Origin of the sequence: Amycolatopsis sp. PS_44_ISF1 (genome assembly GCF_032335455.1) — a bacterium.
Taxonomy (GTDB): Bacteria; Actinomycetota; Actinomycetes; order Mycobacteriales; family Pseudonocardiaceae; genus Amycolatopsis.
In genome coordinates this window covers 120,790-146,164 of sequence record NZ_JANUXO010000005.1, presented here as the reverse complement: position 1 = coordinate 146,164, position 25,375 = coordinate 120,790, and the positions used below count along the sequence as shown (strand labels likewise).

Genomic DNA, 25,375 nt, shown 5'->3' with positions numbered 1-25,375 from the left:
AACGTGCCCGCCGAGGGCCTCGGCCAGGGCTTGTCCGGTGCTTGTCCGGCCCTTCAGCCGCTGAGGCTGAACGCCCGGTCGGTGGCGGACCAGGCCGCGCCGATCACGCCGGCGGTCTCGCCGAGTTCGGACAGCACGATCGGCAGGTTGCCGGTCGCCAGCGGCAGCGAGCGCCGGTAGACCGAGCTGCGGATCTCGGCCAGCAGCTGGTGCCCGAGCTGCGCCACCCCGCCGCCGATCACCACCATGCCCGGGTTCACGAAGCTGACCAGCGAGGCCACCACCTGGCCGAGCCGCCGCCCGCCGTCCCGGACCAGGTTGACCGCGCCGAAGTCCCCCGCCGCGGCGGCGCGGCCGACGTCGCGTGCGGTGACCACGCCCCGGTCCGCGACCACGTCGGCGAGGTAGGCCGAACGGCCGCTGCGCGCGAGCGTCAGCCCGTCGCGGGCCAGCGCGGCCCCGCCGAAGAACGCCTCCAGGCAGCCGACCTCGCCGCACGCGCAGGTCGGCCCGTAGTCGTCGAGCCGGATGTGCCCGATGTCGCCCGCGGTCCCCGCGACCCCGCGGTAGACCTTGCCCTCGAGCACGATCCCGCAGCCGATGCCGGTGCCGATCTTGACGAACACCAGATCGTCGATCGACCGCGCGACCCCGGCGTGCCGCTCCCCGAGCGCCATCGAGTTGACGTCGTTGTCCACCGCGACCGGGCAGCCCAGCAGGCCGCCGAGGTGGTCGCGCACGGAGAACCGGTCCCAGCCCGGCATTATCGGCGGGGCGACGGGCATGCCTTCGGCGAAGCTCACCGGCCCCGGCAGGCCGATCCCCGCGGCGATCAGCCGGCCCGGTGCCTGCTCGCGGATCTTCTCCGCCAGCCCGGCCACGCGGTTGAGCACCACGTGCGGCCCCTGCCGGACGTCGCAGTCCTCGATGGAGTGCGCCAGCACCTCGCACGAAGCGTCGGTCAGCGCGACCCCGACCGAGGTGGCGCCGACGTCCACCGAGAGCACCCGCAGGTCACCGGCGAGCCGCACCAGGGTCGAGCGGCGGCCACCCCGGCTGGCCGACGGCCCGGCCGTCTCGACCAGCCCGGCCTCACCCAGCCGCGTCACCTCGGCCCCCACCCGGGCGCGCGGCAGCTCCAGCCGCTCCCCCAGCTCGACCCGGGACATCGGCCCCTCGTCCCGCAGCAGGGTGAGCAGCTGGGTCTGGTGCCGGGTTTCGACCATCGGGTGCCCCGTGGTGGATGCCGTGCTCATTCAGCCGAGCCTACGGCGTTCGCCCCGGTTCGTTCCGGCCGAGTTGCGCAGCGGGCACCCGAACCGGGCCGCAGCCGGCCGCGACGGCTACCGCAGCACCGGCCCGGGCTTGGCCGGAGGCCGGGGCACCACCGCGGCGCACCCGGCGAGAGATCCGAATGTCCTCTATGGACTATGCCGGACCGGGCGGGGGTCCGGGTGGCCGAACCGCCGTACCCCCGGGCCGATCACGGGTCGCAGCGGGGCGTGGGCCCCTCGTACCCCTTCTTCGACGACTTGTCGATGCCGACCTCGCACTCGATCGACGGGTCGAGCGCGTTGTCCCCGACGTGCGCGTCGGTCGAATGGTTCTGCAGGCCGACGGCGTGGTCCGGGCCCGCCGCCCAGGTGTTGCCGGTGACGGTGAGGTGCTGGACGTCGTCGACCATCAGCGTCTGGGAGGCTTCCCGGGTCTGGCAGTAGTTGTTGCTGAACGTCCAGTCCTCGGAGACGCCCTCGCCGCTGCCGTCGCCGGCTTCGGAGTCGGGGCCCTCGGCCATCAGGCACATGTTGTCGACCTGCTCGCACCGGTTGCCGTCGACCACCAGGTGACTGCTGGCCACGTCGTCCTCATCGGTGGCGAAGGTCTGCATGCAGTCGGCGTGGGCCCCGGTGCTGTTGTCGGTCCTGCTGATCGTGTTGTGGCTGATGGTGATGTCGTCACCGAAGAACCGCAGCCCGTCCCCGTCGCCGCCCTTCGGCGCCGTCACGGTGTTGTTCCGCACGGTCACCCCGTTCCCGTGCACCTCGATACCGGGCGCGGACGGTTCGTCCATGGTGTACCCGTCGACGATCACGTGATCGGCGTCGACGTCGATCCCGCCGACCCGCTGCCCGGCCCCGGAGTAGGTGACCGGCGCCTGCGCCGTGCCGCCCTTGGTGATCTTCAGCCGTTTGGTCTTGGCCGTGGCGCCGAAGCAGACGACGTCACCGGGCCGCACGGAACCGGCGTCCGCGGGGTCGGCGAGGTGACGCGTGCAGGCCGGCCCGGTCCCGGCGTGGGCACCGGCCGCGCTGCCCGCGGGCGCGGCCGCGGCGGCACCCGCGAACGGCAGCAGCAAGACCAGCCCGGCGCACGCGGACAGGATTTCGTTCTTGGACAAGGCTTTCTCCCTCAGTGGCTGGTCAGTGGTCCTGGTGGGCGACGGTCAGTCCGTACACCACCGTCTCGCCGTAGTTCTGCGCGCTGCACGGCGACGACTTGTCGCAGTTCGCCTGGGTGTACACCCCGGCCTTGAAGTAGTCGCCCGAGGATTTCTTCGCGAAGCCGGCGACCTCGGTTCCGTTGTAGTAGGCCGAAATCCGTCCGCCCCCGGCGACGAACTCGACGGTGAACCGGGTCCCGAGCCGGTAGCCGCCGTCGGCGAGCCGGTAGTGCGGGTCATCGCCCCGGGTGAGGTAGAGCTTGCTGCCCTCCAGCCGGAAGACGGTCACGTCGTCGTCCGCGTCGTGGATCTGCGCGACGACCACTTCGGGCTTGTCCGCGGGCAGGTGCGTGACGGAGGTGTCGACGGTCAGGGTGCTGGTGCCCCGGGTGGTGGACCAGTCCGCTTCGTCGCCGCCGGCCATTTCCCGCAGTTCGGACCGCGGGTAACCGCTGCCGCTGGTGGTCACCCCGTCGACCGCCGCCCGGAACCGAACCCCGGTGCACCCCGCGGCGGTGGTGAACCAGGGTTCGGCGGAAAAGGTGTTCAACGCGGGCTGCTCGATCTCGGTGGGCTTGCCCTTCGAACCGGTGGGCAGCGTCTCCTTCCAGTTCGCCAGGTCCAGCACGTCCGCCGGATGGCGGCAGTCCTTCGAGGGGGCCGCCGTGGCCGGGGCACCGGGCAGGAGCGCGCCGGCCACCACCGCCACGAGGGGAATCCACTGGGTCCGTTCCATGATCGGCAAGCTAGCCCGGCCGCCCGGGACCGGTCCCCGGCCGGATTCCGCCGGTCGCCCTCAGCCACCACCGCGGGAACCGGTCCCGACGACGGCGACGCCGCCTTCGGGACCGGGTTTCCCGACTGCGGCATGAGGTGGCTCGGCACTGCGCCCCAGCAGGTCGATCACCGCCCCCCAGCCGATCTCGTTGCCGACGGTCGGGCGGCTGCCCCCGCCGCCTCGGCCAGCCGGACCATCGTCCCCGCCGCCCAGCGGAAACGCGCGGCCGGCTCGACCGCCGCCTCGACGATCGGCTGCCCTCGCCCGACGCAGCCGGGGGTACCCGCCCATGATCGTCATCCCAGGCTTGCCCGGTCCGGAGCCCCGTGGCCACTCGGTCCCGGCAGCTTCACCGCGTGCACCGGGCAGGCGCTGACCGCGATCCGCTTCGATCCGCACCACGCACCCACCCGTCCCGGCCGCGGGCTCCCGGGAGCCGGGATTCCCGTACCGCGCGAGCATCTTGTCCCGCTGGCCCGGTGGCCGGTTGGCCCGGCCGCGCGCAACGCCCGGGCTCCGGCCGCCAAGCCGATTTCGGAAAGCCGGACATCGTCCGCAGCCGGAACCGGTGGAAGCCCGGCACCGGCGCGATCTTCGGCAAGCAGCGCTCGCGGCCGGAAGACGACGGTGATACCCCTCGATCACCTCGTCCGGCGGGTTGCCGCGGTCCGGCCCGGCGGGCAGGTCGACCAGCCGCCCGATCCGGAACCACCCGTTCGCCGCGGGCGAGCCGGTCGCGAGGAGGCCGGCGATCGTTCAGGGGCCGGTCAGCGCTCCACCGTCCGGGCCAGGATGCCCAGCGTGGCCCGCAGCGCGGTCTCCGGGATGATCGGGAAGGACACCTTGTCCCGGTAGCGTTGCTCGATCTGGCTCCAGTCGTAGTACGAGGTGACCAGGGTGCCGGTCTCGCTCGGCGCCAGGCGGTAGCCGTAGAGGTGGCGGATCGGCGGCTGGATCGTGCCGGAGATGGTCCACTCCAGCCGCGTGTCCGGCTCGAACCGGGTGATGATCACGGTCACGTCGTACTTGCCCATCGGCACGTCACCCAGGGCCTCGCGGTCCATGTGCACCACGAACTCGTCACCCACCGCGCGGACCGGCGCGCCGTCCGCGGACTGGAGCATGCCGGAGCTGTCGATCGCCACGTGCCCCTGCGGATCGCACAGCAGGGCGAACACCTTCGCCGGGGGCGCGGCGACTTCGCGCCGGACCTCGAATCGCTCGGTCGTCATACGGCCCAGCCAACCACGGCGGCCGTAGGCTGCGCACAACGACGACGGAAGGACTGGGATGGGATCGGTCACCAAGGTGCTCGACACCGTGCTCGACCGCACGGTGCTCGGCGGGTACTCCCGGTGGGGCTACCGGCTGCGGCGTCGTCAGTGGCCGGACGGCGATCCGGCCGCGGGCGCGCTGGACGGCCGTGTCGCCGTGGTGACCGGCGCGAACTCGGGCCTGGGCGAAGCCATCGCCGCCGGCCTGTCCGGGCTCGGCGCCACCGTCGTGCTGGCCGTGCGGAACCGGGAGCGCGGGGAACAGGCGCTCGCCCGCATCCGCGCGGAAGCGCCGGACGCGGACCTCGTGCTCGCCGAGTGCGACCTGTCCGAACCGGACTCGATCCGCGCCTTCGCGGCCACCCTCGAACGCGTCGACGTGCTGGTGCACAACGCCGGAGTGCTCCCGGCCGAGCGCACCGAGACCGCCGGAGGGCACGAGCTCACCCTCGCCACGCACGTCCTCGGCCCGCTGCTGCTGACCGAGCTGCTGCGCCCCGCGCTGCGGGTGACCGGCGACGCACGCGTGATCCTGATGTCATCCGGCGGGATGTACGCCCAGCGGCTGGCCGCCGACGATCCCGAATACCGCTCCAGCACCTACCGCGGTGCCGCGGCGTACGCGCGTACGAAGCGCATGCAGGTCGAGCTGACCCCGCTGCTGGCCGAGCGCTGGGCGGCCGACGGCGTGTCCGTGCACAGCATGCACCCGGGCTGGGCCGACACGCCCGGCGTGGCCGGCTCGCTGCCGACGTTCCACCGCCTCACCGGCCCGCTGCTGCGCACCTCGGCCGAGGGCGCGGACACCGCGGTGTGGCTGGCCGCGACCGCCCCCGCCCCGCCGTCCGGCCGGTTCTGGCACGACCGCCGTTCGCGACCGCGGCACGTGCTCCCGGGCACGCGGCCCGCCCGGGCGGACGTCCACCGGTTGCTCGGCTACTGCCTCGACGCGATCGGCACCCGGTAGGCGGCTACAGCCAGCCCCGCTCGTCGGCGGTGCGCAGGGCCGCCATCCGGTTGCGGGTCCCGGTCTTCGTGATCGCCGCCGACAGGTAGTTGCGGACCGTGCCTTCGGACAGGTAGAGGTTCGCCGCGATCTCGGCGACCGAGACGCCGGAGCGGGCGGCGATGAGCACGTCGCGCTCGCGGGCGGTCAGCGGGGACTCCCCGGCGGCCAGGGTGGCGACGGCCAGCGCGGGATCGACCACGCGCTCACCCCGCATCACCCGGCGGATGGCGTCGGCCAGCACCTCGGCCGGGGCGTCCTTCACCACGAAGCCCACGGCGCCCGCGTCCATAGCCCGCCGCAGGTAGCCCGCGCGGCCGAACGTGGTGAGCATGACCACGCGGCAGTCCGGCACCTGCGCGGCGAGCACCGCGGCGGCCGCCAGTCCGTCGAGCCCGGGCATTTCGATGTCCAGGAGGGCGACGTCGGGCCGTCCGGTGAGCGCGGCGTCGGCCACCAGGTCGCCCCGGCCGACGGAGCCGACGACCTCGAAGTCCTCCTCCAGCTCCAGCAGCGCGCACAGGGCCTGGCGGACCAGCTCCTGGTCGTCGGCGAGCAGCAGCCGGATCGTCATGCGGGTGCTCCCATCGCCACGGCCAGCCGCCAGCCCCGGGGGTCCAGCGGTCCGGCCTCCAGCCGCCCGCCGGCCTCGGCGACCCGTTCGCGCAGCCCGTTCAGTCCACTGCCCGCGCTCGCCGGTGCGCCCACCCCGTCGTCGAGGACTTCCAGCTCCGAAGCGGTGAGCACCACGGTGCACCGGGTCGCGCAGGCGTGCCGGACCACGTTGGTGAGCCCCTCGCGTACCACCCAGCCGAACAGTTCCTGGTGCGCGCCATCGACGACGTCCACGGCCGTGGGCAGGTCGGCGAGGATCCCCGCTGCGCGGAGCAACTCCCGGCCCCGGGCCAGCTCTCCGGCGAGGGTGACGTCGCGGTATCCGGAGACCGCGGCCCGCACGTCGGCGAGCGCCTGCCGGGAGAGCGTTTCGACCGCGGTGATCTCGTCCACGGACCGCTCGACCCCCTTCACCGCGAGCCGGCGCGCGAGGTTGCTCTTGACCGTGATGGCGGTGAGCGAGTGGCCGAGCAGATCGTGCAGGTCCCTCGCGATCCGCGAGCGCTCGGCCTCCGAGGCGAGCCGCACGACCTCGGCGTGCGCCTCCACCAGGGCGCGGTTGGCGCGGATGGCCTCGGCGAACGCGTAGACCATCAGCGCGGTGAAGACCAGCGCCACCGCCTGCGCCCAGCCCGGCTCGTGCTGCCCGATCCACGGGACCACCAGCGCGGCGGCCCCACCGGCGGCCACCAGCGCGATCCCGTACCGCGGCAGTCGCGGCGCGGTGAGCGAGACGATCACCGTCGCCAGGAAGAACGCGTTGGCGTGCGCGATCGGCAGCGCGGCCAGGAACAGCAGGGTGAGGACCACGATCGACGCCCGGAACCAGCCGGCCGACTGCCGCGCCGCGGCCCACGCGGCCAGCCCGTACCCGGCGCAGAAGGCCGCCACGATCCCCCACCCGAGGGCCAGCTCCGCGCCGGTGGCGTCCTGCGCGATCCCGGCCCCGGTGACGAGGGGGTAGACCAGCAGCCCGGCGTCCAGCACGAACCGCCGCCAGCCCAGCAGCCACCGATCCGGCCGGTCGGTCCTCCCGCGGTGCCCATCCACCCCGGGCACGCTACCGGCCACCCCGGCTCACTTCCCGGCGAACAGCGCCCGCAGGTGCCGCCCGTTGACGACCAGGACGACCCCCAGCAGCGCGAGACCGCAGACGCCCTGCTCGATCCGCAACCACACCGGAAACGCCCCCGGCAGCGCCACGACGACCACGATCGCCACCAGCATCACGGCCGACACGATCCGCAGCCGCAGGAACGCCCGCCGGGACCCCCGCGCCGCCCGGAGGACGAAGGACAGCGTCAGCACCGCACTGACCGCCACGATGATCGCCCGCACCCAGACCGCCCCGGTGACCACGGACTGGTCGCCGCGCGCGAGGAAGATGCCCACCAGCGTGAGCACACTGAGCCCGAGATACCCCCCGACCAACCCCCGCACGAGCCGAAACGCCGACCGGCTGCGCGGATGTTCGAGGCCCTGAGCGGAAATCGTGGTCATGACTGTCCTTTCGGGACTCGGTGGGTCTTGGTCACCTCTTCATGGTGGTGGGCGGGGCGGGAAGCGGGTAGTGAGCTGGCGCTGGGTTGGGGGATGACATTTGTCAGTGCTTCGGGGATGACACGGCTTCGGCCTCGAGAGTCGGGCCCCCCGTTCAGTACTACACCGACAGGCCAAGCGGCCCACCCGAGCCGTCCTTGGCTTCATCAGATTGCCGCCCAAACGGACGGGCAAGGTCCCTCCAGCGTCAAGCCACGTAAAGCCGACGATCCGATTCGTCCGCCTCAACAGCGATCTCACTCTACGGCGGACCCGGCCACCTTGACCGGACCGTCAACACCGCAATCCGAAATTCACTCCGAGTAAGAAATTTTCAGATTCTCATTAACAACGTCATAAAGCTTGACAGCCCACCCTTCGGGACCGAAATTAAAAGACTCTTTTCCATTCTTGAAGATACGAAATTCTTGCGGAATTTTATTCGAAGAAAATATGAACAGCCTTGAATCGGAGGATGATGGTAATTCAATCTCCGAAAACTGGATCCGGATCTGGTTCACGCCGTCCGACTGGCAGAATATCTTGAGCACTCGAAACTCCACCCCTTCTCGCAGAGATCCCGCGCCCCGGCCTACGCGCCTGTCGAACCCATCGCTTCCCGCAAAATTTACGAGCATCTCCAGCCACTTCCGGTTCATCACCACCTTGTAGTCGAAATGATAAATCACACCGCCTGAAGTCGAGTTGTAGCAGTGCACCTGAGAGGCGCCTCCTCTCTGCACAAACTGCTCCCGCACTGATTTGTTACCGATATTTTCTCCGGCTGCCTCCAATGGGTCCCTGGACACCGGCGGACTGCTGTTCGACATGCGGTCTCGCGAGTTCCTACGCTCACCAACGCTGACCACGGCGTCACTGACCGAAGCGGCCACTGGGCGTGACGAGCCGCTGGCCGAAGTCGTGCGCGCAGCACCTCCGCCGCTCACGAGGACGCCGCGTCGACCGATGGTGGTGCTTCGTTCGGCGCCACTTCCCCCGATAAAAGTGCACTGACTCAACTTTGCTAGCACAACAACCGAAGGGCTAAGCTGGTCTGGTGAGTGAGACGACGCAGCCACCCGGCCGCCGTGAGCGCAAGAAGGCTGCCACCCGGCGGTCGCTGGCCGATGCGGCCTTGGCGCTGTTCCTGCAGCACGGTTACGACCAGGTCAGCATCAAGGACGTCGCCGACGCCGCCGACGTGTCGACCACCACCGTGTTCAAGCACTTCCCCGGCAAGGAGGCGCTGGTCTTCGACGAGGACGCCGACGAGGAGGCCCGGCTGGTCGCGGTGGTGCGTGAGCGACCGGCGGGCCAGAGCCTGATCACGGCGCTGCGTGAGCACGTGCTGCACACGTACCTGAAGACGTCGGCCGACGCGTCCTTCGCGGCCTTCCGCAAGCTCACCCGGGAGACCCCGGCCCTGCGCCAGTACGGCCACCGCATGTGGATGCGGCACGAAACCGCGCTGGCCCAGGCCATCGCCGAGGACGCCGGGCGGCCGGCGGACGATCCGGCGGCCGCCGCGCTCGCCCACTTCGCCTTGGATTCGACCGCGCTCACCGGCGATCGGGAGGAGTCGCAGGCCGTCATCGAGGCCGCCTTCGACCTGCTGGAACACGGCTGGACCGGCTCGTGAGCGGTCAGGTCCGCCCGGCGAAGGCGCCCGGCGCGTAACCGGTGGGCAGCCAGTCGTCGGTGTCCGCGAGTTCCGCCTCGGCGGCCTGCTCGTTGCGGCAGCCGGGCAGGCCGAACACGTGCGGGGTGCGGCGCTCGCCCCCGTACTCCTCGCAACTGCAGGACCCCCGCAGCGCACCGGCGGGCGGGTCGTAGGGGCTGGGCAACTTCTGCCTCCTGACGGGATCGGACCAGCGAACCCGTTCCACGGTGCCGGGAGCCGCACCGCCGGTCGAGGCCCCGGCCCGCACCGGCGGTCAACGGTCACCGCCGGGAGCCGAACGCACACCGGACTTCGGCCGCGGGGAAGTGCGGATCCCCTCCTGACGCCGGGTCAGCGGGGTATCGGGCCTGGCGCCGGGTTGTCCGGCACCAGGAGCCCCCGTTACGGCAACGGCTGGTCCAGTACCGCCTTGAGGTTGCTGAACGTGTCGATGGAGTACTTCCCGTGGTACCGCCCCATCCCGCTCTCCCCGACCCCGCCGAACGGGAGGTCGGACGCGGTGAGGTGGGCCACCGGCAGGCCGAATCCCACCGCGCCCGAGGAGGTTTCGTTCAGGATCCGCTGTTTCGCCTCCTCCGAACCGACGAACGCGTAGAGCGCCAGTGGTTTGGGCCGCTCGGTGACGAAGCCGATCGCCTCGTCCAGCGAGGCCACGGGCAGCACCGGGAGGATCGGGCCGAAGATCTCCTCGCCCATCACCGGGGAGTCCGGCGCGACGTCGGCGAGCACGGTCGGCGCGATGAACCTGGTGTCCCGGTCGGTCTGGCCGCCGGTGACCACGCGGCCGCTGCCGAGCAGCTCGGAGAGCCGGTCGAAGTGCCGGGTGTTGACGATCCGGCCGTAGTCGGGTCCGGCCGCCGGGTCTTCGCCGAACTTGGCCCGCAGCACGTCGGCCAGCAGCGGCTCCAGCTTCTCCGCGGTGTCGCCGACGGCCAGCACGTAGTCCGGCGCCACGCAGGTCTGGCCCGCGTTCATGAACTTCCCGTAGACGATCCGCTCGGCGACCGGCCGCAGGTCGACGTCGGTGTCCACGATCACCGGGCTCTTGCCGCCCAGCTCCAGCACCACCGGGGTGAGGTGCCGGGCCGCGGCGGTCATGACGATCCGCCCGACCGTGCCGTTGCCGGTGTAGAAGATGTGGTCGAACGGCTGCTCCAGCAGCTCGGTGGTCTCCGGGACGGCCCCCTCGACCACGGCGACGGCCTCCGGGTCGAGGTAGGCCGGCAGGTGCCGGGCGATCGCGGCGGACACCGTCGGTGAGAGCTCGCTCGGCTTCACCACCGCGGCGTTGCCCGCGGCCAGCACGCCGACCAGCGGTGCCAGCACCAGGTGCAGCGGGTAGTTCCACGGTCCGATGACCAGCCCGACGCCCAGCGGCTCGCGCACGACCGTGCCGCTGCCGGGCCGCAGCCGGTCCGGCAGCGGCGCGGATTCCGGCGCCACCCACTCGTCGAGGTGCGCCAGGGTGTGGTCGACCTCGTTGACCACGAAGGTGATTTCCGCGCTGCGGGCCTCGGCCGCCGGCTTGCCGAGGTCGGCGTGCAGGGCGGCGAGGAAGTCGTCGACCTGCTCCAGCAGCATGGCCTTCAGCGCGGTGAGCTGGGCCCGCCGCCACTCCAGCGGTTTGGTCCGCCCGGACCGGAACGTGGTGCGCAGACGGGAAACGACTTCGGGGATCTCGCTCATGATCACGACCCTAACGCGGTAGCCACTCGGCGCGACCCGAGCCGCGGGGCACCAGGATGGTGGAGAACTCGCCCGGCGTCTCGGACATCCGGACCTGATCGGTGACGCCCTGGTAGCGGCCCAGCGGCGTCTCGGCGGTGAAGGTCTCCGGGTCGAGGTAGGCGTGCCGCTCGCCGGTGCCCGCGATCGCGTGCGCGTAGCCCTGGTCGAACACGCCGAGGCTGATGATCCACAGCGCGATGCGGGTCAGTGAGATGTGCACGCGGTAGCTGCCGCCCTCGGTGGCGCGGCGCATCAGCGCGGCGCAGATGCCGGTGGTGGCCAGCCACGGCACCAGGTAGTCGTTGACCACGGTGACGTGCGGCAGTTTCGGCTGGTCCGGCGTGCCTTCGAGGGTCATCATCCCGGTGACGCAGCCCGCGGTCTGGTCGAAGCCGACCCGGCCGGCCCACGGGCCGCGCTCACCGTGCAGCGAGACGGTGGTGTGGATGATGCCCGGCCGGATCTGCGCGGCGCGCTCGGCCGAGAGCCCGAGGCCGGAGACGAACCCGGGCCGGCGGTTGGCGTAGAACACGTCGGCGCCACGGAGCAGTTCGCGCACCCGCGCCAGGGCCGCCGGGTCCCGGACGAAGTCCACAGTGGACGACCGGACGCCGACGTTCGCGGTCAGGTAGACCACGTCGTTCTCCCACTCGGTGGGCCGCCACAGGTTCAGCGCGTCGGCCCCGTGCTGCGCCAGCGCGCGCCCGATGCCCGCGCCCGCGATCACGTGGCCCAGGCCGAGCGCGCGGACGCCGTCGAGCGGCTGGCGCGCGCCCTCGGGCAACGGCTCCGGGTCCGAGTCGCCGATCTTCTCGATCTCGATCAACGGCAGGCCGGCGAGCACTTCCCGGTACTGGCGGGTGGCCAGGAACTCTTCGGTGCTGCGGACCATCGGCATCACCAGGCCCGCGTCGGCGCCGGCTTCCTCCAGCTCGGCGGCGCTCCAGCGGGCCACGGCGTTCGCGATGGCCGTGGCGTCGTCGTAGGTGCGCAACAGCTTGAGGGTCTTGGACTTCAGCTTCGGGTAGATGTTGAGCGGCATCACCCAGCGGCCGTCGCCGGCCCGGTAGAAGCTGAGCGAAAGCGGGCTGGCCGGGTCTGCGGTGTTGGCCGGGGGCAGGCCGTTGAGCAGTTCCCACTTCCGGTCGTAGAACGGGCACAGCCGGTGCGGGGCCTGCCGCAGGTCCATGCTGATGTCCTGGCCGGGACCACCGCGGTGGCGCCACAGCGCGGCCAGCGCGACCGACTTCGCGACCAGCCCGATCGCCGGCGCCGCACCGAGCCGGACCGCGCTCGGCACCACCGGGTCGGCCCCGGTGAACTCGACCCGGCCGCCGCTGTCCTTTTCGGACAACCCGGCCGAGGCCAGCACCTCCCCGAGCGCTTCGTGGATGTCGAAGGGGTCCTCGTCCCCGGCGCGGATCGGGTGCGCCAGCGCTGCCTCGATCTTCTCGGTGACCGGCATCAGGACTCCTGTCCGGGGGTGGTGCCCAGCGCCCTCATCACGGCGATCTGCGCGGTGTCTCGGGCCTTCGCCAGCTCGTCGACGGTCCCGCCGAACCCGGCGGCCTGCTCGCTCAGCAGCGCCACGGTGGGCCGGTCGAGGTCCGGGGTGCCCAGCTGGCCCCAGCGCCGGCGCAGCCCGGGTCCGAGGTGGTCGAGGAAGTGCGGCAGCCCGCCCGCCCCGCCGCCGAGGTGGAAGCTCAGGAACGGCCCGCTCACCGCCCACCGCTGGCCGAGCGAGGAGGTGACCACCTCGTCCAGTTGCTGCTCGGTGACCACCCCTTCGGCGACCAGGTGCACGCACTCGCGGAAGAGGGCCGCCTGCAACCGGTTGGCGACGAACCCGGGCACCTCCTTGCCCAGCACGATCGGCCTCTTGCCCAGGCTCCGGTAGAACGCGACGGCCCGCTCGACCGTCTCGGCCGCGGTTCGCTCCCCCGGCACCACCTCGACCAGCGGGATCAGGTGCGGCGGGTTGAACGGGTGGCCGACGACCAGCCGTTCCGGCTGTCGCAGCGCCGTGGCGATCTCGGTCGCCGGAAGGCCCGAGGTCGAAGTCAGCAGCAGCGCGTCGGCCGGCGCGGCGGCCTCGATCACCGACCAGATCCGGTGCTTGAGCTCCAGCCGCTCGGGCCCGTTCTCCTGCACCACCCCGGCGCCCGCCACGGCGGTGGCGAGGTCGGCCTCGAAGCTCAGCCGGTCCTCGAGGCGGTCGGCGGGCAGGCCCAGCTCACGCAGCGCCGGGACCAGTTCGGCGAGCCCGGCGCGCACCTGCGCTTCAATGCCGGGCGCCGGGTCGCTGACCGTCACCTCCAGCCCCCGCGAAAGCATCAGCCCGGCCCACGAGACGCCGATGACCCCGGCTCCGACGATGGTGGCCTTCATCGGGTCTGCCCCCTAGGCGAGGTAGTCGTGCACCGCGGCCGCGCGGCCCAGTGTCAGATCGGTGAGCAGGTGGCTGGCGGAGACGACCTCCAGCACGGGCAGGTCGGCCAGCGGCGCGAGCGCGTGCGCGACGAGGTGCAGCCGGGCGGGCCCGGTCCAGGCACCCCGGATCGTGACGTCGCTGATCCGGCTGCGCGCCAGCTCGCAGATCCGCGGCTGGCCGTCGTAACCGGGCACGATCTTGAGCATGTACGTCGGCGCGGTCAGTTCGTGGCGGGCCGTGCTCTCGTCCAGCTCCCGGTGCTTGTAGCCCATGGTGGCGAGCGCGACGCGGATCGAGCCGTAGTCGAGCGTGCCGACGAGCGTGTCGGAGTCGGTGAAGAGCTTCGGCGACCCGAGTTTCTTCGGGTACGCGGCGACTTCGCGCCCACTCGCGATGGCGGGCAGGCTGTCCACGTACATGCCGAGGGTGAAGTCGCCGGGTTCCCCCTCGTAGGTGACCATCGCGACCTGACCGGACTCCGTGTAGTCGCCCAGCCCGGTCACGTCGGGCATCCGCATCACCTCGAACCGCACCAGCGGCTCGCCGATCCGCAACGGCTCGGGCACCAGCGCCCGCAGGGCGTCCGGATCGGTCCGGTAGGTGATGTTCAGGTACTCCCGCCCGGTGAACCGGTACGGACCGCGCGGGAACGCCGGCGCCGCCAGCGGGGTGGCGAGCTGCGCGCGGACCTCGGCCTCACGCACGAAGGGCCCCGGTCAAGATCACCAGCGGGAATCTACCGGCGGTGGCGCCGGGCCGCATCTCACGATCCGGCCGCCGGACCGCCGCACCAGGCCCGGGGCGCCGCGGGATCACCTGATCCAGGGTGCCGCTCGTCACCTGCCCGGGGGACGGGGTCCGGCGTACCGTTTCAGGCATGGAAACGCCCTTGACCACCGACCGTCTCGTGATCCGGGACTGGTCGGCCGCCGACGCCGAAGCCGCGTTCCTGGTCTACGGCACGGCGCAGGTCACCCATTGGCTGACCCCGGCGATGGACCGGGTCGCCGACGTGGCCGCGATGCGGTCGGTCCTGCAGGCGTGGCTGGAAGCGCAGCCGAACATGATCCCGCCGCGGGGGCGGTGGGCCATCGAGCGGAAGTCCGACGGCGCGGTGGTCGGCGGGCTCGGGATCCGGCTGTTGCCGCCGTTTCGCGAGGACCTGGAGCTGAGCTGGCAGCTGCACCCGGACGCCTGGGGCCAGGGTTACGCGACCGAGGCCTCGCGCGCGCTGATCGAGTGGGCGTTCACCCAGGACACCGACGAGCTGTTCGCGGTCGCGCGGCCGAACAACACCCGCGCGGTCGCCACGGCGAAACGCCTCGGTATGGAATGGGTCGGCGAGACGACCAAGTACTACGACCTCACTCTGCAGGTCTACCGGCTGCGGCACAGCGACATCGCCGAACCGCGATGACCACCGCCTGAACCGGCCTCCGGGCAGCCGCACCGGCGGGCTCTTCGCGGCCGCCCGGGGGTCACCGTCCGGGCCCCTGGCCCATCACCGTCCACTGTAGACACTCCGGGGCGGGGAACGGCCAGGGGCGGCCGGTGTTCAGGCGTGGGCCGGCGCCCAGAGCGCGTCGATCTCGCGCTCCGAAGCGGCCCGGTTCTCCGCGGCGAGGCCACGCAGTCCGGCCATGGCCGGGGTGGATTCGGCGAGGGTCAGCTCCGTGACGATGAACCGCGGTTCCAGGCCGATCTGCGAGAACGCGTGGGGCAGCCAGGCCTCGGCGTGGTCCCAGCCGGCCCGGGGCGTGCCCTCGCCGTAGCCGCCGCCGCGGGTGGCCAGCACCAGGAACTCGCGACCGCCGAGCAGGCCGGCGCGGGTGGCCGGGTCGACCGACAGCCCGGGCGCGATCAGGTGGTCCAGCCAGGACTTGACCACGCTCGGGGCACCGAAGTTGTACAGCGGCAGGCCCAGCAGGACCGTCGTCGCCTCGCGGACCTCTCCGACCAGCTCCTCGGTCAGCCGCCAGGACGCCTCCTGCGCGGGCGTGTGCTGCTCGGCCGGCACGGCCCGCGCCAGCCCGCTTTCCGCGTCCAGGTGCGGCAGCGGGTCCCGGGCCAGGTCGCGGTGGACGACGGTGCCCCCGGGGTGCGCGGCGCGCCAGGCGTCGGCGGCCCGGGCGGTCAGCTTGCGGCTGACCGAGCGGTCGCCGGTGATGCTGGAGTCGAGGTGCAGAAGGTGAGCCATATCGTTAGCCATCCATATATCGTTTAGGTATGTCAAACTATTTATAGCACGCCGACCATCTCCGCGGACTCGTATGCTGGACCCATGAGCTCCCTGCCGGTCGTGAACCAGCCGCCGCACCGGTGCGGCGCGCTGCTCGACCACCTCTCGCGCCGGATGCGGCTGCGGGCGGAGTCCGTGCTGGCCCCGCTCGGCCTGCGGCCCCGGCACCTGGTCGCGCTCACCGTGCTGCGCGACCAGGGCGGGAGCACCCAGCGGGCGCTGGCGAGCACCCTGGAGATGGACGGCACCACCATCGTCGGGCTGCTGAACGAGCTGGAGGCCGAGAACCTGGCCGAGCGCCGCCGCTCCCCCGAAGACCGCCGCCGGCACGTGGTCGAGCTGACCGACGTCGGCGCGAAACGGCTGGCCAAGGCCGAGTTCGCCCTGGCCGGGGTCGAGGACGAAGTGCTCGGCGGGCTCGGCCGCGAAGAGCGCGAGCAGCTCTACGGACTGCTCCAGCAGGCGAGCACGAACACCGGCGTCGCCGCCTGCCTGGGCGCCGGCGACGAGCCCCCGGCCACCTGCTGAACGGGACCCGGCCGGAACCGTCCCGCTGTCCTACGCTGTGACGGTCCACCGCTGGGGCGAGGAGGGCGGCGACCATGGACGAGGCGGCCGGACGGCTCGCGAAGTACCGCGAAATGCGGAACTTCGAGCGCACCGCCGAGCCCGCGGGCGGAAAAGCCGCGCCCGGCAACCGGTTCGTCGTGCAGCGCCATCGCGCACGCCGCCGCCACTACGACCTGCGGCTGGAGCTGAGCGGTGTGCTCGTCAGCTGGGCCGTGCCCAAGGGCCCGACGCTCGACCCCAAGGCCCGCCGCATGGCCGTGCACGTCGAGGACCACCCGCTGGAGTACGCCGATTTCGAGGGGGTCATCCCGCCCGGCGAATACGGCGGCGGCGACGTCATCGTGTGGGACCGCGGCACCTGGGAGCCCGTCGACACCGACGATCCCGAACAGGCGCTCGCCGACGGGAACCTGCACTTCGACCTGTTCGGCGACAAGCTGGCCGGCCGCTTCGTGCTCGTCCACCCCGGCCGCGACGGCGACGGCAAGCAGTGGCTGCTGCTGCACAAGCAGGACGGCCACGCCCGGTCCGGCTGGGACGCCGAGGACCACCCGAAGTCGGTGAAGAGCGGGCTGACCAACGACGAGGTCGCGGCGGCCCCCGCAGCCCGCTGGCACGGTGACCGCCCGGCGGCCGAGGCCGAGGAGCCCGTGCTCCCGGTGTTCGAGGGTCCCACCGAGGAGGAGCTGTCCGCGCTGGACGCGCTCGGCGCCCGCGGCGGCTGGACCGTCGGCGGCCGGAAGCTGAGCCTGACCAACCTGGACAAGGTGCTGGTCCCCGGCCGCGAGGACGAGGAGCCGATCACCAAGCGCGAGCTGATCCGGTACTACGCCTCGATCGCGCCGGTGATGCTGCCCTACCTGGCCGGCCGCCCGCTCAACACCCAGCGGTTCCCCGGCGGCACCGGCAAGCCCGGGTTCTGGCACAAGGAGGTGCCCGAGCACGCGCCGTCCTGGCTGCCCCGCTGGCACAACGAAGCCGCCGCGGCCGAGGAGGTGCAGCAGTACCTCGTGCCCGGCGCGGCGGCCGACCTGGCCTGGCTGGCCAACTTCGGCTCGCTGGAGCTGCACGCGTGGACTTCGCGGATCCCCGACGTCGACCGTCCCACCTGGACGCTGTTCGACATCGACCCGGGCCCGGAGACCTCCTTCGACGACGTGCTGGTGCTCGCCCGGCTGCACCGCACCGCCCTGGAGCACCTCGGCCTGGCCGGGCGGCCGAAGGTGACCGGTCAGCGCGGCATCCAGGTGTGGGTGCCGGTCGAGCCGCGCTACACCTTCGCCGAGACGCGGGCGTGGGCCGAGACCGTGTCGAAGACGATCGGGAAGACCGTGCCGGAACTGGTGAGCTGGGCCTGGCGCAAGGACCGGCGCGGGGGGCTCGCCCGGCTGGACTACACGCAGAACGTGCACAACAAGACCCTGGTGGCGCCCTACAGCGTGCGGCCCCGGCCCGGTGCCCCGGTTTCGGTCCCGCTGGAGTGGGACGAGCTGGACGATCCGGACCTGCGCCCCGATCGCTGGACGATCCGGACCGTGGCGGACCGCGTCACCACGGTGGGCGACCCGTTCTCCGCCCTGCTCGGGCTGGCCCAGCGGCTGCCGGAACTGTGAGCTGACCGGATTCGCGCCGCGGGTGGAGCGGCTCCGGGCTTAGGGTCGGGGCCATGCGATTCGGACTCTTCGTGCCACAGGGCTGGCGCCACGACCTCGTCGGCATCGACCCCGCCGACCACTGGACCACCATGCTCGACCTCGCCCGCTACGCCGACTCCGGGCCCTACGAGTCGATCTGGGTCTACGACCACTTCCACACCGTTCCCGTCCCCAGCGACGAAGCCACGCACGAGGCGTGGAGCCTGATGGCGGCCTACGGGGCCGCGACGAGCCGCGTGCGCCTCGGCCAGATGTGCACCTGCATGGGTTACCGCAACCCGGCGTACCTGGCCAAGGTCGCCGCCACCATCGACGTGATCTCCGGCGGCCGCGTGGAGATGGGCATCGGCGGCGGCTGGTACGAGCACGAGTGGCGCGCCTACGGTTACGGATTCCCGAGCGCGGGCGAGCGGCTGGGCCGGCTCGACGAGGGCGTGCAGATCATGCGCCAGCTCTGGACCGAGGGCAAGGCCACCCTCGACGGCAAGCACTACCAGGTGGACGGCGCGATCTCCCGTCCGCTCCCGCTGCAGGAAGGCGGTATCCCGCTGTGGATCGCCGGGGGCGGCGAGAAGAAAACCCTGCGCACGGCGGCGAAGTACGCGTCGTACACGAACTTCGCCGGCGACGCCGAGGGCTTCGGGCACAAGTCTTCCGTGCTGGAAGCGCACTGCAAGGACCTCGGCACGGACTACGGCAGGATCGTCCGCTCGGCCAACTACAACGTGGTCATCGGCGAAACCGAGAAGGACGTGCAGGACCGGCTGGCCTGGATCCGCTCGCACTACGAGCCGTACCTGCCGGCCGACACGCTGGAGAGCGCGTACCAGAGCTTCGCCACCGGCCCGCTGGTCGGCACGCCGGAGCAGATCATCCCGAAGCTGAAGGAGCTCGAAGCCCTCGGCATGACCTACGCGATCACGTACTTCGTCGAGGCGGCCTACGACCGCTCGGGCGTCGAACTGTTCACCTCGAAGGTCGTCCCGGAGCTTTCCTGACCGAGGCGCGGTGAGCCGGCCGGGGACCCGTTTCCCCGGCCGGTTCAGCGTTTCGTCAGCACCACCAGGTAGCGGCAGGGCTCGTCCGCCGGGTTCGCGTAGGCGCACGGCTGTGGCCGGCCGAGTTGCAGGCAGTCGCCCGGGTCGAGTTCGTGCACGGCCGCGCCCTCGTGGAAGCGCAGGTGCCCGTCGAGCACCCAGATCTGGTGATCGGCGAAAGCGTAGGAGCCGGCCGGGAACGCGACTTCGGCCCCCGCCGGCAGGGTGACCTCGACCAGCTCCGTCGCCCCGCGGCCCGGGGGCGAGACCGAGCGGCGCCGGTAGCCGGTCACCGGGTCCGTCCACTCGGGCTGGTCCGCGGCCCGCGCCACGCGGCGGTCGTCGTTCTCCGCCCGGGCCACCAGCTCCGACAGGGTCAGCCCGAGGGCGGACGCGAGCCGGCTCAGCAGCACCGCCGTCGGCTGGGCCTCGCCGCGCTCGATCTTGCCGACCATGGCCCGGGAAACACCCGCGCGCTCGGCCAGCGCACCGGCCGAGATGTCCTGGGCCTGACGCGCCGCGCGCAGGGTCGCCGCGATCGACTCGGAGAGGGAATCCGTCACAGCGGTCGACTATAGCAGCGAATTCTGTCTACTATAATCGCCATGTTGATTCGAGACGCTTCGGCGAGCGACGCCGAAGTCTGCGCGGCGATCTACGCGCCGTACGTCACGGACACCACGATCACCTTCGAAACCGAGCCGCCCACGGCCGACGAGATGGCGGAGCGCATCACCAACGCCGTGAAGACCCACGCGTGGCTGGTGATCGAGAACGAAGGCCGCGTCGTCGGCTACGCGTACGCCGGCCCGTACAAGGCGCGCGCCGCTTATCGGTGGTCGTGCGAGGTGAGTGTCTACTTGGAGCTGGGCCGGCGTCGCACGGGCAGTGGGCGCGCGCTCTACGAAGCACTCTTCGCGCGTCTCGTCGAGCGCGGCTTCCGTACCGCCGTCGCGGGCATGACCCTGCCGAACGACGCGAGCGTGGGCCTGCACCGCTCGCTCGGCTTCGAGCTCATCGGCACCTACCGCCGCATCGGCTGGAAGCACGGCGCCTGGCGCGACGTCTCGTGGGCGCAGCGCGACCTCGTGCCGCCGACCGGCGCGGAGCCGGCCGAGCCGCACTAGCCGGCGTTGTCGTCCAGTTCTTCGATGTCCTGCTCCAGCCGGGCGCGCCACGACCACTGCGGCCGGGTCCAGTCCGGGTCGGGCGCCGGGGGCTCGCCCAGCGGCAGGGCCTGATCGGTGATGCCGTGGGTGACGCGGTAGGCCAGCACCGACGAGGACGCGCGGATCCACCGGTCGCCCGCCGCACCCGAAGGCGGGGCGACGCCGAAGGCGTGGGTGAACCAGACCGGCAACAGCGCACTCGAACCGATCGCGCCGGTGATGCGCTCGCGCAGCCGTGAATGCAGCTCCTCCCAGTCCCGCTCGGCCTTCTCGATCTGTGGCAGCACACGCGTGCGGGTCACGTCGTCCGCGTCGAGGGCCTGCCGGGCCGCCTCCGCGTCCTTCACCGCGGCGGGGAGCCGGCGGTCCAGCACCCCGCGACGGCGGGCGGCCACTTCGGACAACCGCGCCTCGGCGCCCGCGCGACGCTCGTCCGTGCGCGGGGTCGTGGCCAGCACGCCGAGCACCGCGATCAACGCCTCGTCGGCGTCCGCCAGCGCTTCCCGAGCCTTCGGCAGCAGCGCGATGTCTTCTTCGTAGGGCCGCCGCTGGTTCGCCGTCATCAGCTGGGCGGTGAGCGTGTGCCGGCGTTCCGCGTCGGCCGCCAGCTCGCGCAGCCGCGGGCCGACGTCGTCGAGGTCGACCACCGGCACCTTCTCCGACACCCGCACGGCGCGTTCGAGCACCAGCAGCCGCTGCTTGAGCCGTTCCAGTTGCCGGGTCGCGAGGTCCAGGCGGGACTCGTGGCGTTCCTGGGCGTCGCGGGAGGAGTCGGCGGACTCGCGCAGTTCGGCCAGCTCCCGGCCGGTGCGCGACTCGAAGTCGTCGAAGGTCTCCTGCATCCCGTCGACGGTGTCGGACAGGACGGCGAACTCGTCCTCGCGCCCGCCGTCCTGGTCGCCGTACGGCTCGGCTTCCGGGTAGTACTCGGTGCCGGCGTAGTACTCGGAGTGGGTCATCGGACCTCCTGCACGAGGAACAGCACCGTGGCCACGATGGCGAGCGCGGCCAGTACCACCGCCATCGTGGCGATGAGCGGGGAGAACACGATCAGCGCAACCACCGTCAGCGCCCCGGCCGCCGCGCCCGCGTACGCCGCGCGAAGCCGCCGGTCGACCATCAGCGGCGTCGGCCCCACCGGCCCGAGCGCGACGCGCAGCCCGGCGCCGAGCAACGGCAGGATCAGCAGCACCCACGCCGCGCTGAGCACGCCGAACAGCATCAGCGCGCCGGCCACCAGCCCGGCCCCGACCGGCAGGGTGGCCAGGTACAGCGCCATGCGCTGGATGCCCACGCGCCGGGCCGCAAGCTGGGACCGGCGCACCTGCTCGTCGGCGGATTCGAGTTCGCGCTCGGTGCGCAGCAGCTCCTCGGCTTCGTCGACCAACTGGTCCAAGGCCGCGGTGCGCTCGGTGCCGTCCGCGAGCCCGGGCAGCCCGGCCAGCCCGGCGCGAATGCGGTCCTGGAGCCGATCGACGCGCGCGGTCGCCTGGTCACGCTGGTGATGTGCGGGCGTGGTCACCTGGCCACTGTAGGTACGAAGCGCGCCGAAGGACGGGAACGACGCGACTCGGTGCCCGCATCTCTTGCCAGGCAGGCGGGTGGCCCGGGCCACGACGGAGATCCGGGCGGCCTACTCGCGCCACTTGCGTCCGTGCAATCCTCCCGGCCATGTCAGCCGGGGGGGGGAACGGTGGGGGGACAACTTCATCTGGGGGCGACCTCAACCAGTGGTCGACGGGCCACTGAGATGAGGTGGTTAGTGGGAGCATGTCCGGATGACGACGGAGGACTCGCACCTCGACGAGTTGCTCACCGACTTCGATTCCTGGACCGCGCGGCTGGCACTGGAGCTGCTCGTGGAGGAGGGCCTGGCCACCAGCGAGATCAGCTCGGCCCTGCACCGGGAGTCCGTCCGCCGCGAAGACGCGCGAGCCCACCTGCTGCAGGACGAGTCGCTGCTGGCCGGGATCCACCTTTTCCAGGCCCGGTACGACCGGCGGCCGAACACCCCACGGCCGGAACGGAAGCTGACCGTGGGCGAGATCGGCTGGCTGGGCCTGGCCGCGTTGCCGGGCGTCGGCTACGTGAGCCTGCTCCGAGGGGCCTGGACCGCTTTGCCGCCGTACTTGCAGATCTTCGCGGTCATCGGCCTCGGCTGTGTGCTGATCCTGACCGCGCGGCTGGCGGTCGGTCGTGTCCCCTGGTTCGGCGCATGGCTCGGCTTGGACGATTTCGGCCTCGTCGTGACCGACGAGCGGCAGCTGCGACTCGGAGACCATCGCGGTCAGTTCCTCACCGAACTGGTCCTCCCGCGCCTGCGCACCTACATCACCGCCCACCGCCGATGCCACTACGGAACCAAGCTCGTCCTCGGCGATCAGCAGAGCCTGTACGACGAGGAAGCCCTGCTGATCGTGCCCACTCCGGCGGCGAAACGGCTACGGCGGATCCTGGAGCGGGCCGACACCGGGGCGGTGGCACTCGGTGGGCCGCGCGGGGTCGGCAAGACGACCGCGATCCAATCCATGCAGAACGGCCTCATCCACAGCAGTGCGGCGTCCGCGCCATTGGTCGTGGTGGCGTCCGCGCCGGCCGACTACGATGCGCGGGACTTCGTGCTTCACCTGCACGCGCTGCTGTGCAAGGCGGTGCTCGACCTCGTCCGTGCCCGGGTCGGCGAACCGGCGCGAGGGTGGCGGTCGGTGGTTCGCGGGCTGGTCGACGTCGTTGTCGCGACCGCAGTCGGCTGGGGCGCCGGGAGTTGGCTGTGGGGCGGCTCGTTGCTCGCTTTCCCGGCCGAGCTGGGGCAGGTGCTCGAGCAGAATCGGACGACGCCGTCGCGGCTGTGGACGGACCAGCCGGTCAGCCACCGGGTCGCGCTGGTCCTGGTGGCGGCGTTCGCGTTGTGGCTGGTGGCCGTCGCGCTCACCGGGGTGGGGCGGCGGATTTCGGCCGGGCGGCGCGGGCGGCTTCGGCGGCTGCTCGCCGACGCGCGGGAGCAACTCGACCGGATCCGGTTCCTGCAGACCCACACCAGCGGCTGGTCGGGAAAGCTCACCCTGCCCGCGGGCGCCGACCTCGGCCGCACCCGCGCCACGCAACGAGCCGAACAGCAGCTGACCCACCCCGAGGTGGTGGCGGGCTTCCGGGAGTTCGCCCGGCGTAGCGCCGGAACGCTGCGGAAGGAGAACGTCACCGATCGGGTGGTGGTGGCCATCGACGAGCTGGACAAGATCGGCGAGCCGGAAAAAGCGCACCGGCTGGTGAACGACGTCAAGGGCATCTTCGGCGTGCCCGGCTGCCTGTTCTTCGTGGCCGTCTCCGACGACGCGGTGCTCAGCTTCGAACGGCGCGGGCTGGCCGTACGCGACGCGTTCGACAGCGCGTTCTCCGAGCTGGTCCGCCTCGAACCGTTCACCTTGGACGAAAGCCGGTTGTGGATCTCGGACCGGCTGCCGGGAATCAGCGAGCAGTTCTCCTTCCTGTGCCACTGCCTGTCCGGCGGCCTCCCCCGCGATCTGAGGCGCACCACCATCGATCTGGTGGACGTGACCACCGAGTGCTACCAGCCGACGCTTTCGATCGTGGCGGGCCTCCTCGTCCGCGCCGAGCTGACGACGAAGGCGGGCGCGTTCCTCAGCCAGGCCCGCGGTTTGGAGCACAGCGAGGCGCTGACCGACTTGTGGTCGAAACTGTTGCGCATCCCGGAAACCGGCAACGCCGTCGAGCTGGCGGCTCTCGCCGCGGAGCTGAACGCGGGGGCCGATCAGGACCTCTCGGACGAGGTCAACCGGCTTCGCTGGCACAGCAGCGCTTTCGTGCTCTTCTGCGCGACCCTGCTGGACATCTTCACCGACGCCCTCACCGAGGAGCGCCTCACCGCAGACCTTCACCGGCTGGCCGTCGCCCGGCAGCACCTCGCGCTCGACCCGCACTGGGCGTGGCCGGCCCTGGTCGACATCCGCAAGTCCGGCGATCTGACCCTGCCGGGCTGAAGTTCTTCGGGCCCGGGTGCCCTCCGCGACGACCAACCTCGACCAGTACGGGGACGTGCCGCTGCCCCGAAGCCGCACGCGACCTCCTGGCCAGCGACTTCCCCGGCCCCGGCGGACGGCCGCACTCGGCGGGCACAGGAGCTGTCTGGATGGATAACGCGCTGTAGCTCGAAAGCGCACCCTTCACCGCTCTCAGCGCGGAGCCGCCCCCTAGCCCCTCCAACCGCCTCGCGATGCAGACCAAGTTCGGCGTCGACATCACGGAGCCGCGAGGCGCGGCCTGTAGAGGACTTCAGGCGCTGAACTCGCGTGGCCACCCTCGCCGCCGGGGGGTGGCCACGCGAACCGTCAAGCGGCGTCGAGGGTGGCGACCTCGTCCGCGGTCAGGCTCAGGGCGGCCGCCTGCGCCGAGGCGCGGGTGGTTTCCGGGCGGGAAGAACCCGGGATCGGGATCACGATGGGCGCCTTGGCCAGCATCCAGGCCAGCGTCACCTGCTGCGGGCTGACCCCGTGCGCCTTCGCCACTTCGGCGAAGGGCGCGAAGCGCGAGCCCAGCTCGCTCGCCTTGGTGATGCCGCCGAGCGGGCTCCACGGCAGGAACGCGATGCCGAGTTCCGCGCACAGCTCCAGCTCCGGCTCGCTGGAGCGGAAGGCCGGCGAGAACTGGTTCTGCACGCTCACCAGCCGGCCGCCGAGGATGTCGTTGGCCTGCTTGATCTGCTCCGGGTTGGCGTTGGAAATGCCGGCGAAGCGGATCTTGCCCGCGTCGAGCAGGTCCCGGATCGCGCCGACCGACTCGCCGTAGGGCACGTTCGGATCGGGGCGGTGGAACTGGTACAGCCCGATCGCTTCGACGCCGAGGCGCTTGAGCGAGGCGTCGGCCGCCTGCTTGAGGTACTCGGGCGAGCCGTTGAGCGTCCACGAGCCGTCTCCCGGGCGTAGGTGGCCGCCCTTGGTGGCGACGAGCACGTTCGAGGTGTCGCCGCCGTGGCTCGCGATCGCGCGGGCGATCAGGGATTCGTTGTGGCCGACCTCACCGGCATCGCGGTGGTAGGCGTCCGCGGTGTCGAAGAGGGTGATGCCCGCGTCCAGCGCGGCGTGGATGGTGGCCACCGAACGCTCCTCGTCCGGCCGGCCTTCGATGGACATCGGCATGCCGCCGAGACCGATGGAGCTGACATCGACATCGCCGATGCGGCGGGTCTGCATGGACTT

At 71.8% G+C, this 25,375-nt stretch carries 26 protein-coding genes; 8 read left to right on the top strand and 18 right to left on the bottom strand.

The genetic code is table 11. The annotated features are described in order from the left end of the window. Positions 1 to 53: 53 nt before the first annotated feature. From NYF13_RS34275 to NYF13_RS34260, 4 genes are all read right to left on the bottom strand, one after another. Positions 54 to 1,256 carry an ROK family transcriptional regulator gene (locus NYF13_RS34275; RefSeq protein ID WP_315662171.1) on the bottom strand — a complete coding sequence of 401 codons (1,203 nt, stop codon included), beginning with the start codon at positions 1,254 to 1,256 and terminating at the stop codon, positions 54 to 56. Positions 1,257 to 1,483: 227 nt separating this feature from the next. Then, on the bottom strand, positions 1,484 to 2,398 hold the full coding sequence (locus NYF13_RS34270) for a right-handed parallel beta-helix repeat-containing protein (protein WP_315662170.1): 915 nt from the start codon (positions 2,396 to 2,398) through the stop codon (positions 1,484 to 1,486). 22 nt (positions 2,399 to 2,420) lie between these two features. Continuing rightward, positions 2,421 to 3,176 (bottom strand): polysaccharide lyase family 7 protein, encoded by a 756-nt coding sequence (locus NYF13_RS34265; RefSeq protein WP_315662168.1) that lies wholly within the window; start codon positions 3,174 to 3,176, stop codon positions 2,421 to 2,423. Positions 3,177 to 3,985: 809 nt separating this feature from the next. Continuing rightward, positions 3,986 to 4,450 (bottom strand): SRPBCC family protein, encoded by a 465-nt coding sequence (locus NYF13_RS34260; protein WP_315662166.1) that lies wholly within the window; start codon positions 4,448 to 4,450, stop codon positions 3,986 to 3,988. A gap of 58 nt (positions 4,451 to 4,508) precedes the next feature. Between NYF13_RS34260 and NYF13_RS34255 the strand changes: the two genes are divergently transcribed. After that, entirely contained in the window at positions 4,509 to 5,459 is a 951-nt protein-coding gene (locus NYF13_RS34255; RefSeq protein ID WP_315662164.1) for an SDR family NAD(P)-dependent oxidoreductase, read from the top strand. Positions 5,460 to 5,463: 4 nt separating this feature from the next. Here NYF13_RS34255 and NYF13_RS34250 read toward each other — a convergent pair whose 3' ends face one another. The 4 genes from NYF13_RS34250 to NYF13_RS34235 all read right to left on the bottom strand — a co-directional run bounded on the left by NYF13_RS34250 (position 5,464) and on the right by NYF13_RS34235 (position 8,482). Then, positions 5,464 to 6,072 (bottom strand): response regulator transcription factor, encoded by a 609-nt coding sequence (locus NYF13_RS34250; protein ID WP_315662162.1) that lies wholly within the window; start codon positions 6,070 to 6,072, stop codon positions 5,464 to 5,466. After that, positions 6,069 to 7,163 carry a histidine kinase gene (locus tag NYF13_RS34245; protein ID WP_315662159.1) on the bottom strand — a complete coding sequence of 365 codons (1,095 nt, stop codon included), beginning with the start codon at positions 7,161 to 7,163 and terminating at the stop codon, positions 6,069 to 6,071. The genes NYF13_RS34250 and NYF13_RS34245 overlap by 4 nt, the downstream gene beginning before the upstream one ends. A gap of 27 nt (positions 7,164 to 7,190) precedes the next feature. Next, positions 7,191 to 7,613 (bottom strand): hypothetical protein, encoded by a 423-nt coding sequence (locus NYF13_RS34240; protein WP_315662157.1) that lies wholly within the window; start codon positions 7,611 to 7,613, stop codon positions 7,191 to 7,193. 353 nt (positions 7,614 to 7,966) lie between these two features. Beyond that, complete coding sequence (locus tag NYF13_RS34235; RefSeq protein ID WP_315662156.1) at positions 7,967 to 8,482, bottom strand: hypothetical protein; 516 nt, start codon at positions 8,480 to 8,482, stop codon at positions 7,967 to 7,969. Positions 8,483 to 8,709: 227 nt separating this feature from the next. Between NYF13_RS34235 and NYF13_RS34230 the strand changes: the two genes are divergently transcribed. Next, positions 8,710 to 9,291, top strand: a complete 582-nt coding sequence (locus tag NYF13_RS34230; protein ID WP_315662154.1) for a helix-turn-helix domain-containing protein — start codon at positions 8,710 to 8,712, stop codon at positions 9,289 to 9,291. Positions 9,292 to 9,295: 4 nt separating this feature from the next. On the opposite strand, the gene NYF13_RS34225 is transcribed toward NYF13_RS34230, so the two are convergent. The 5 genes from NYF13_RS34225 to NYF13_RS34205 all read right to left on the bottom strand — a co-directional run bounded on the left by NYF13_RS34225 (position 9,296) and on the right by NYF13_RS34205 (position 14,196). After that, on the bottom strand, positions 9,296 to 9,496 hold the full coding sequence (locus NYF13_RS34225) for a hypothetical protein (protein WP_315662153.1): 201 nt from the start codon (positions 9,494 to 9,496) through the stop codon (positions 9,296 to 9,298). 218 nt (positions 9,497 to 9,714) lie between these two features. Further along, positions 9,715 to 11,019 (bottom strand): aldehyde dehydrogenase family protein, encoded by a 1,305-nt coding sequence (locus NYF13_RS34220; protein WP_315662151.1) that lies wholly within the window; start codon positions 11,017 to 11,019, stop codon positions 9,715 to 9,717. A gap of 10 nt (positions 11,020 to 11,029) precedes the next feature. Then, a complete protein-coding gene (locus NYF13_RS34215) occupies positions 11,030 to 12,526 on the bottom strand; it encodes a CoA transferase (protein ID WP_315662150.1) in 1,497 nt (498 codons plus the stop codon). Beyond that, positions 12,526 to 13,449: a 3-hydroxyacyl-CoA dehydrogenase NAD-binding domain-containing protein gene (locus tag NYF13_RS34210; RefSeq protein WP_315662148.1), complete on the bottom strand. Its 924-nt coding sequence runs from the start codon at positions 13,447 to 13,449 to the stop codon at positions 12,526 to 12,528. The genes NYF13_RS34215 and NYF13_RS34210 overlap by 1 nt, the downstream gene beginning before the upstream one ends. A gap of 12 nt (positions 13,450 to 13,461) precedes the next feature. Further along, the gene (locus NYF13_RS34205; protein WP_315662147.1) at positions 13,462 to 14,196 is read right to left on the bottom strand and encodes an acetoacetate decarboxylase; all 735 of its coding nucleotides are present in this window, start codon (positions 14,194 to 14,196) and stop codon (positions 13,462 to 13,464) included. Between the two features lie 173 nt (positions 14,197 to 14,369). Between NYF13_RS34205 and NYF13_RS34200 the strand changes: the two genes are divergently transcribed. Beyond that, the gene (locus tag NYF13_RS34200; protein ID WP_315662145.1) at positions 14,370 to 14,909 is read left to right on the top strand and encodes a GNAT family N-acetyltransferase; all 540 of its coding nucleotides are present in this window, start codon (positions 14,370 to 14,372) and stop codon (positions 14,907 to 14,909) included. Positions 14,910 to 15,047: 138 nt separating this feature from the next. Here NYF13_RS34200 and NYF13_RS34195 read toward each other — a convergent pair whose 3' ends face one another. After that, complete coding sequence (locus tag NYF13_RS34195) at positions 15,048 to 15,689, bottom strand: NAD(P)H-dependent oxidoreductase (protein WP_315662143.1); 642 nt, start codon at positions 15,687 to 15,689, stop codon at positions 15,048 to 15,050. A gap of 84 nt (positions 15,690 to 15,773) precedes the next feature. Between NYF13_RS34195 and NYF13_RS34190 the strand changes: the two genes are divergently transcribed. From NYF13_RS34190 to NYF13_RS34180, 3 genes are all read left to right on the top strand, one after another. Further along, on the top strand, positions 15,774 to 16,259 hold the full coding sequence (locus NYF13_RS34190) for a MarR family winged helix-turn-helix transcriptional regulator (RefSeq protein ID WP_315662142.1): 486 nt from the start codon (positions 15,774 to 15,776) through the stop codon (positions 16,257 to 16,259). Between the two features lie 74 nt (positions 16,260 to 16,333). Further along, positions 16,334 to 17,914: a DNA polymerase ligase N-terminal domain-containing protein gene (locus NYF13_RS34185; protein WP_315662141.1), complete on the top strand. Its 1,581-nt coding sequence runs from the start codon at positions 16,334 to 16,336 to the stop codon at positions 17,912 to 17,914. Between the two features lie 53 nt (positions 17,915 to 17,967). After that, complete coding sequence (locus NYF13_RS34180; protein ID WP_315662139.1) at positions 17,968 to 18,954, top strand: LLM class F420-dependent oxidoreductase; 987 nt, start codon at positions 17,968 to 17,970, stop codon at positions 18,952 to 18,954. Positions 18,955 to 18,998: 44 nt separating this feature from the next. On the opposite strand, the gene NYF13_RS34175 is transcribed toward NYF13_RS34180, so the two are convergent. Beyond that, positions 18,999 to 19,556 carry an XRE family transcriptional regulator gene (locus NYF13_RS34175; protein WP_315662137.1) on the bottom strand — a complete coding sequence of 186 codons (558 nt, stop codon included), beginning with the start codon at positions 19,554 to 19,556 and terminating at the stop codon, positions 18,999 to 19,001. A 42-nt stretch (positions 19,557 to 19,598) separates the two neighbouring features. Between NYF13_RS34175 and NYF13_RS34170 the strand changes: the two genes are divergently transcribed. Further along, positions 19,599 to 20,120: an arsinothricin resistance N-acetyltransferase ArsN1 family B gene (locus tag NYF13_RS34170; protein ID WP_315662135.1), complete on the top strand. Its 522-nt coding sequence runs from the start codon at positions 19,599 to 19,601 to the stop codon at positions 20,118 to 20,120. On the opposite strand, the gene NYF13_RS34165 is transcribed toward NYF13_RS34170, so the two are convergent. Further along, the gene (locus tag NYF13_RS34165; protein WP_315662133.1) at positions 20,117 to 21,121 is read right to left on the bottom strand and encodes a hypothetical protein; all 1,005 of its coding nucleotides are present in this window, start codon (positions 21,119 to 21,121) and stop codon (positions 20,117 to 20,119) included. The two genes, NYF13_RS34170 and NYF13_RS34165, sit on opposite strands and share 4 nt — an antisense overlap. Continuing rightward, a complete protein-coding gene (locus NYF13_RS34160; protein ID WP_315662131.1) occupies positions 21,118 to 21,684 on the bottom strand; it encodes a hypothetical protein in 567 nt (188 codons plus the stop codon). Before NYF13_RS34160 ends, NYF13_RS34165 begins: the two co-directional genes overlap by 4 nt. 256 nt (positions 21,685 to 21,940) lie before the next feature. Between NYF13_RS34160 and NYF13_RS34155 the strand changes: the two genes are divergently transcribed. Next, entirely contained in the window at positions 21,941 to 24,160 is a 2,220-nt protein-coding gene (locus tag NYF13_RS34155; protein WP_315662130.1) for a hypothetical protein, read from the top strand. Between the two features lie 348 nt (positions 24,161 to 24,508). On the opposite strand, the gene NYF13_RS34150 is transcribed toward NYF13_RS34155, so the two are convergent. Next, positions 24,509 to 25,369: an aldo/keto reductase gene (locus NYF13_RS34150; protein WP_315662129.1), complete on the bottom strand. Its 861-nt coding sequence runs from the start codon at positions 25,367 to 25,369 to the stop codon at positions 24,509 to 24,511. Between the last annotated feature and the right edge of the window lie 6 nt (positions 25,370 to 25,375).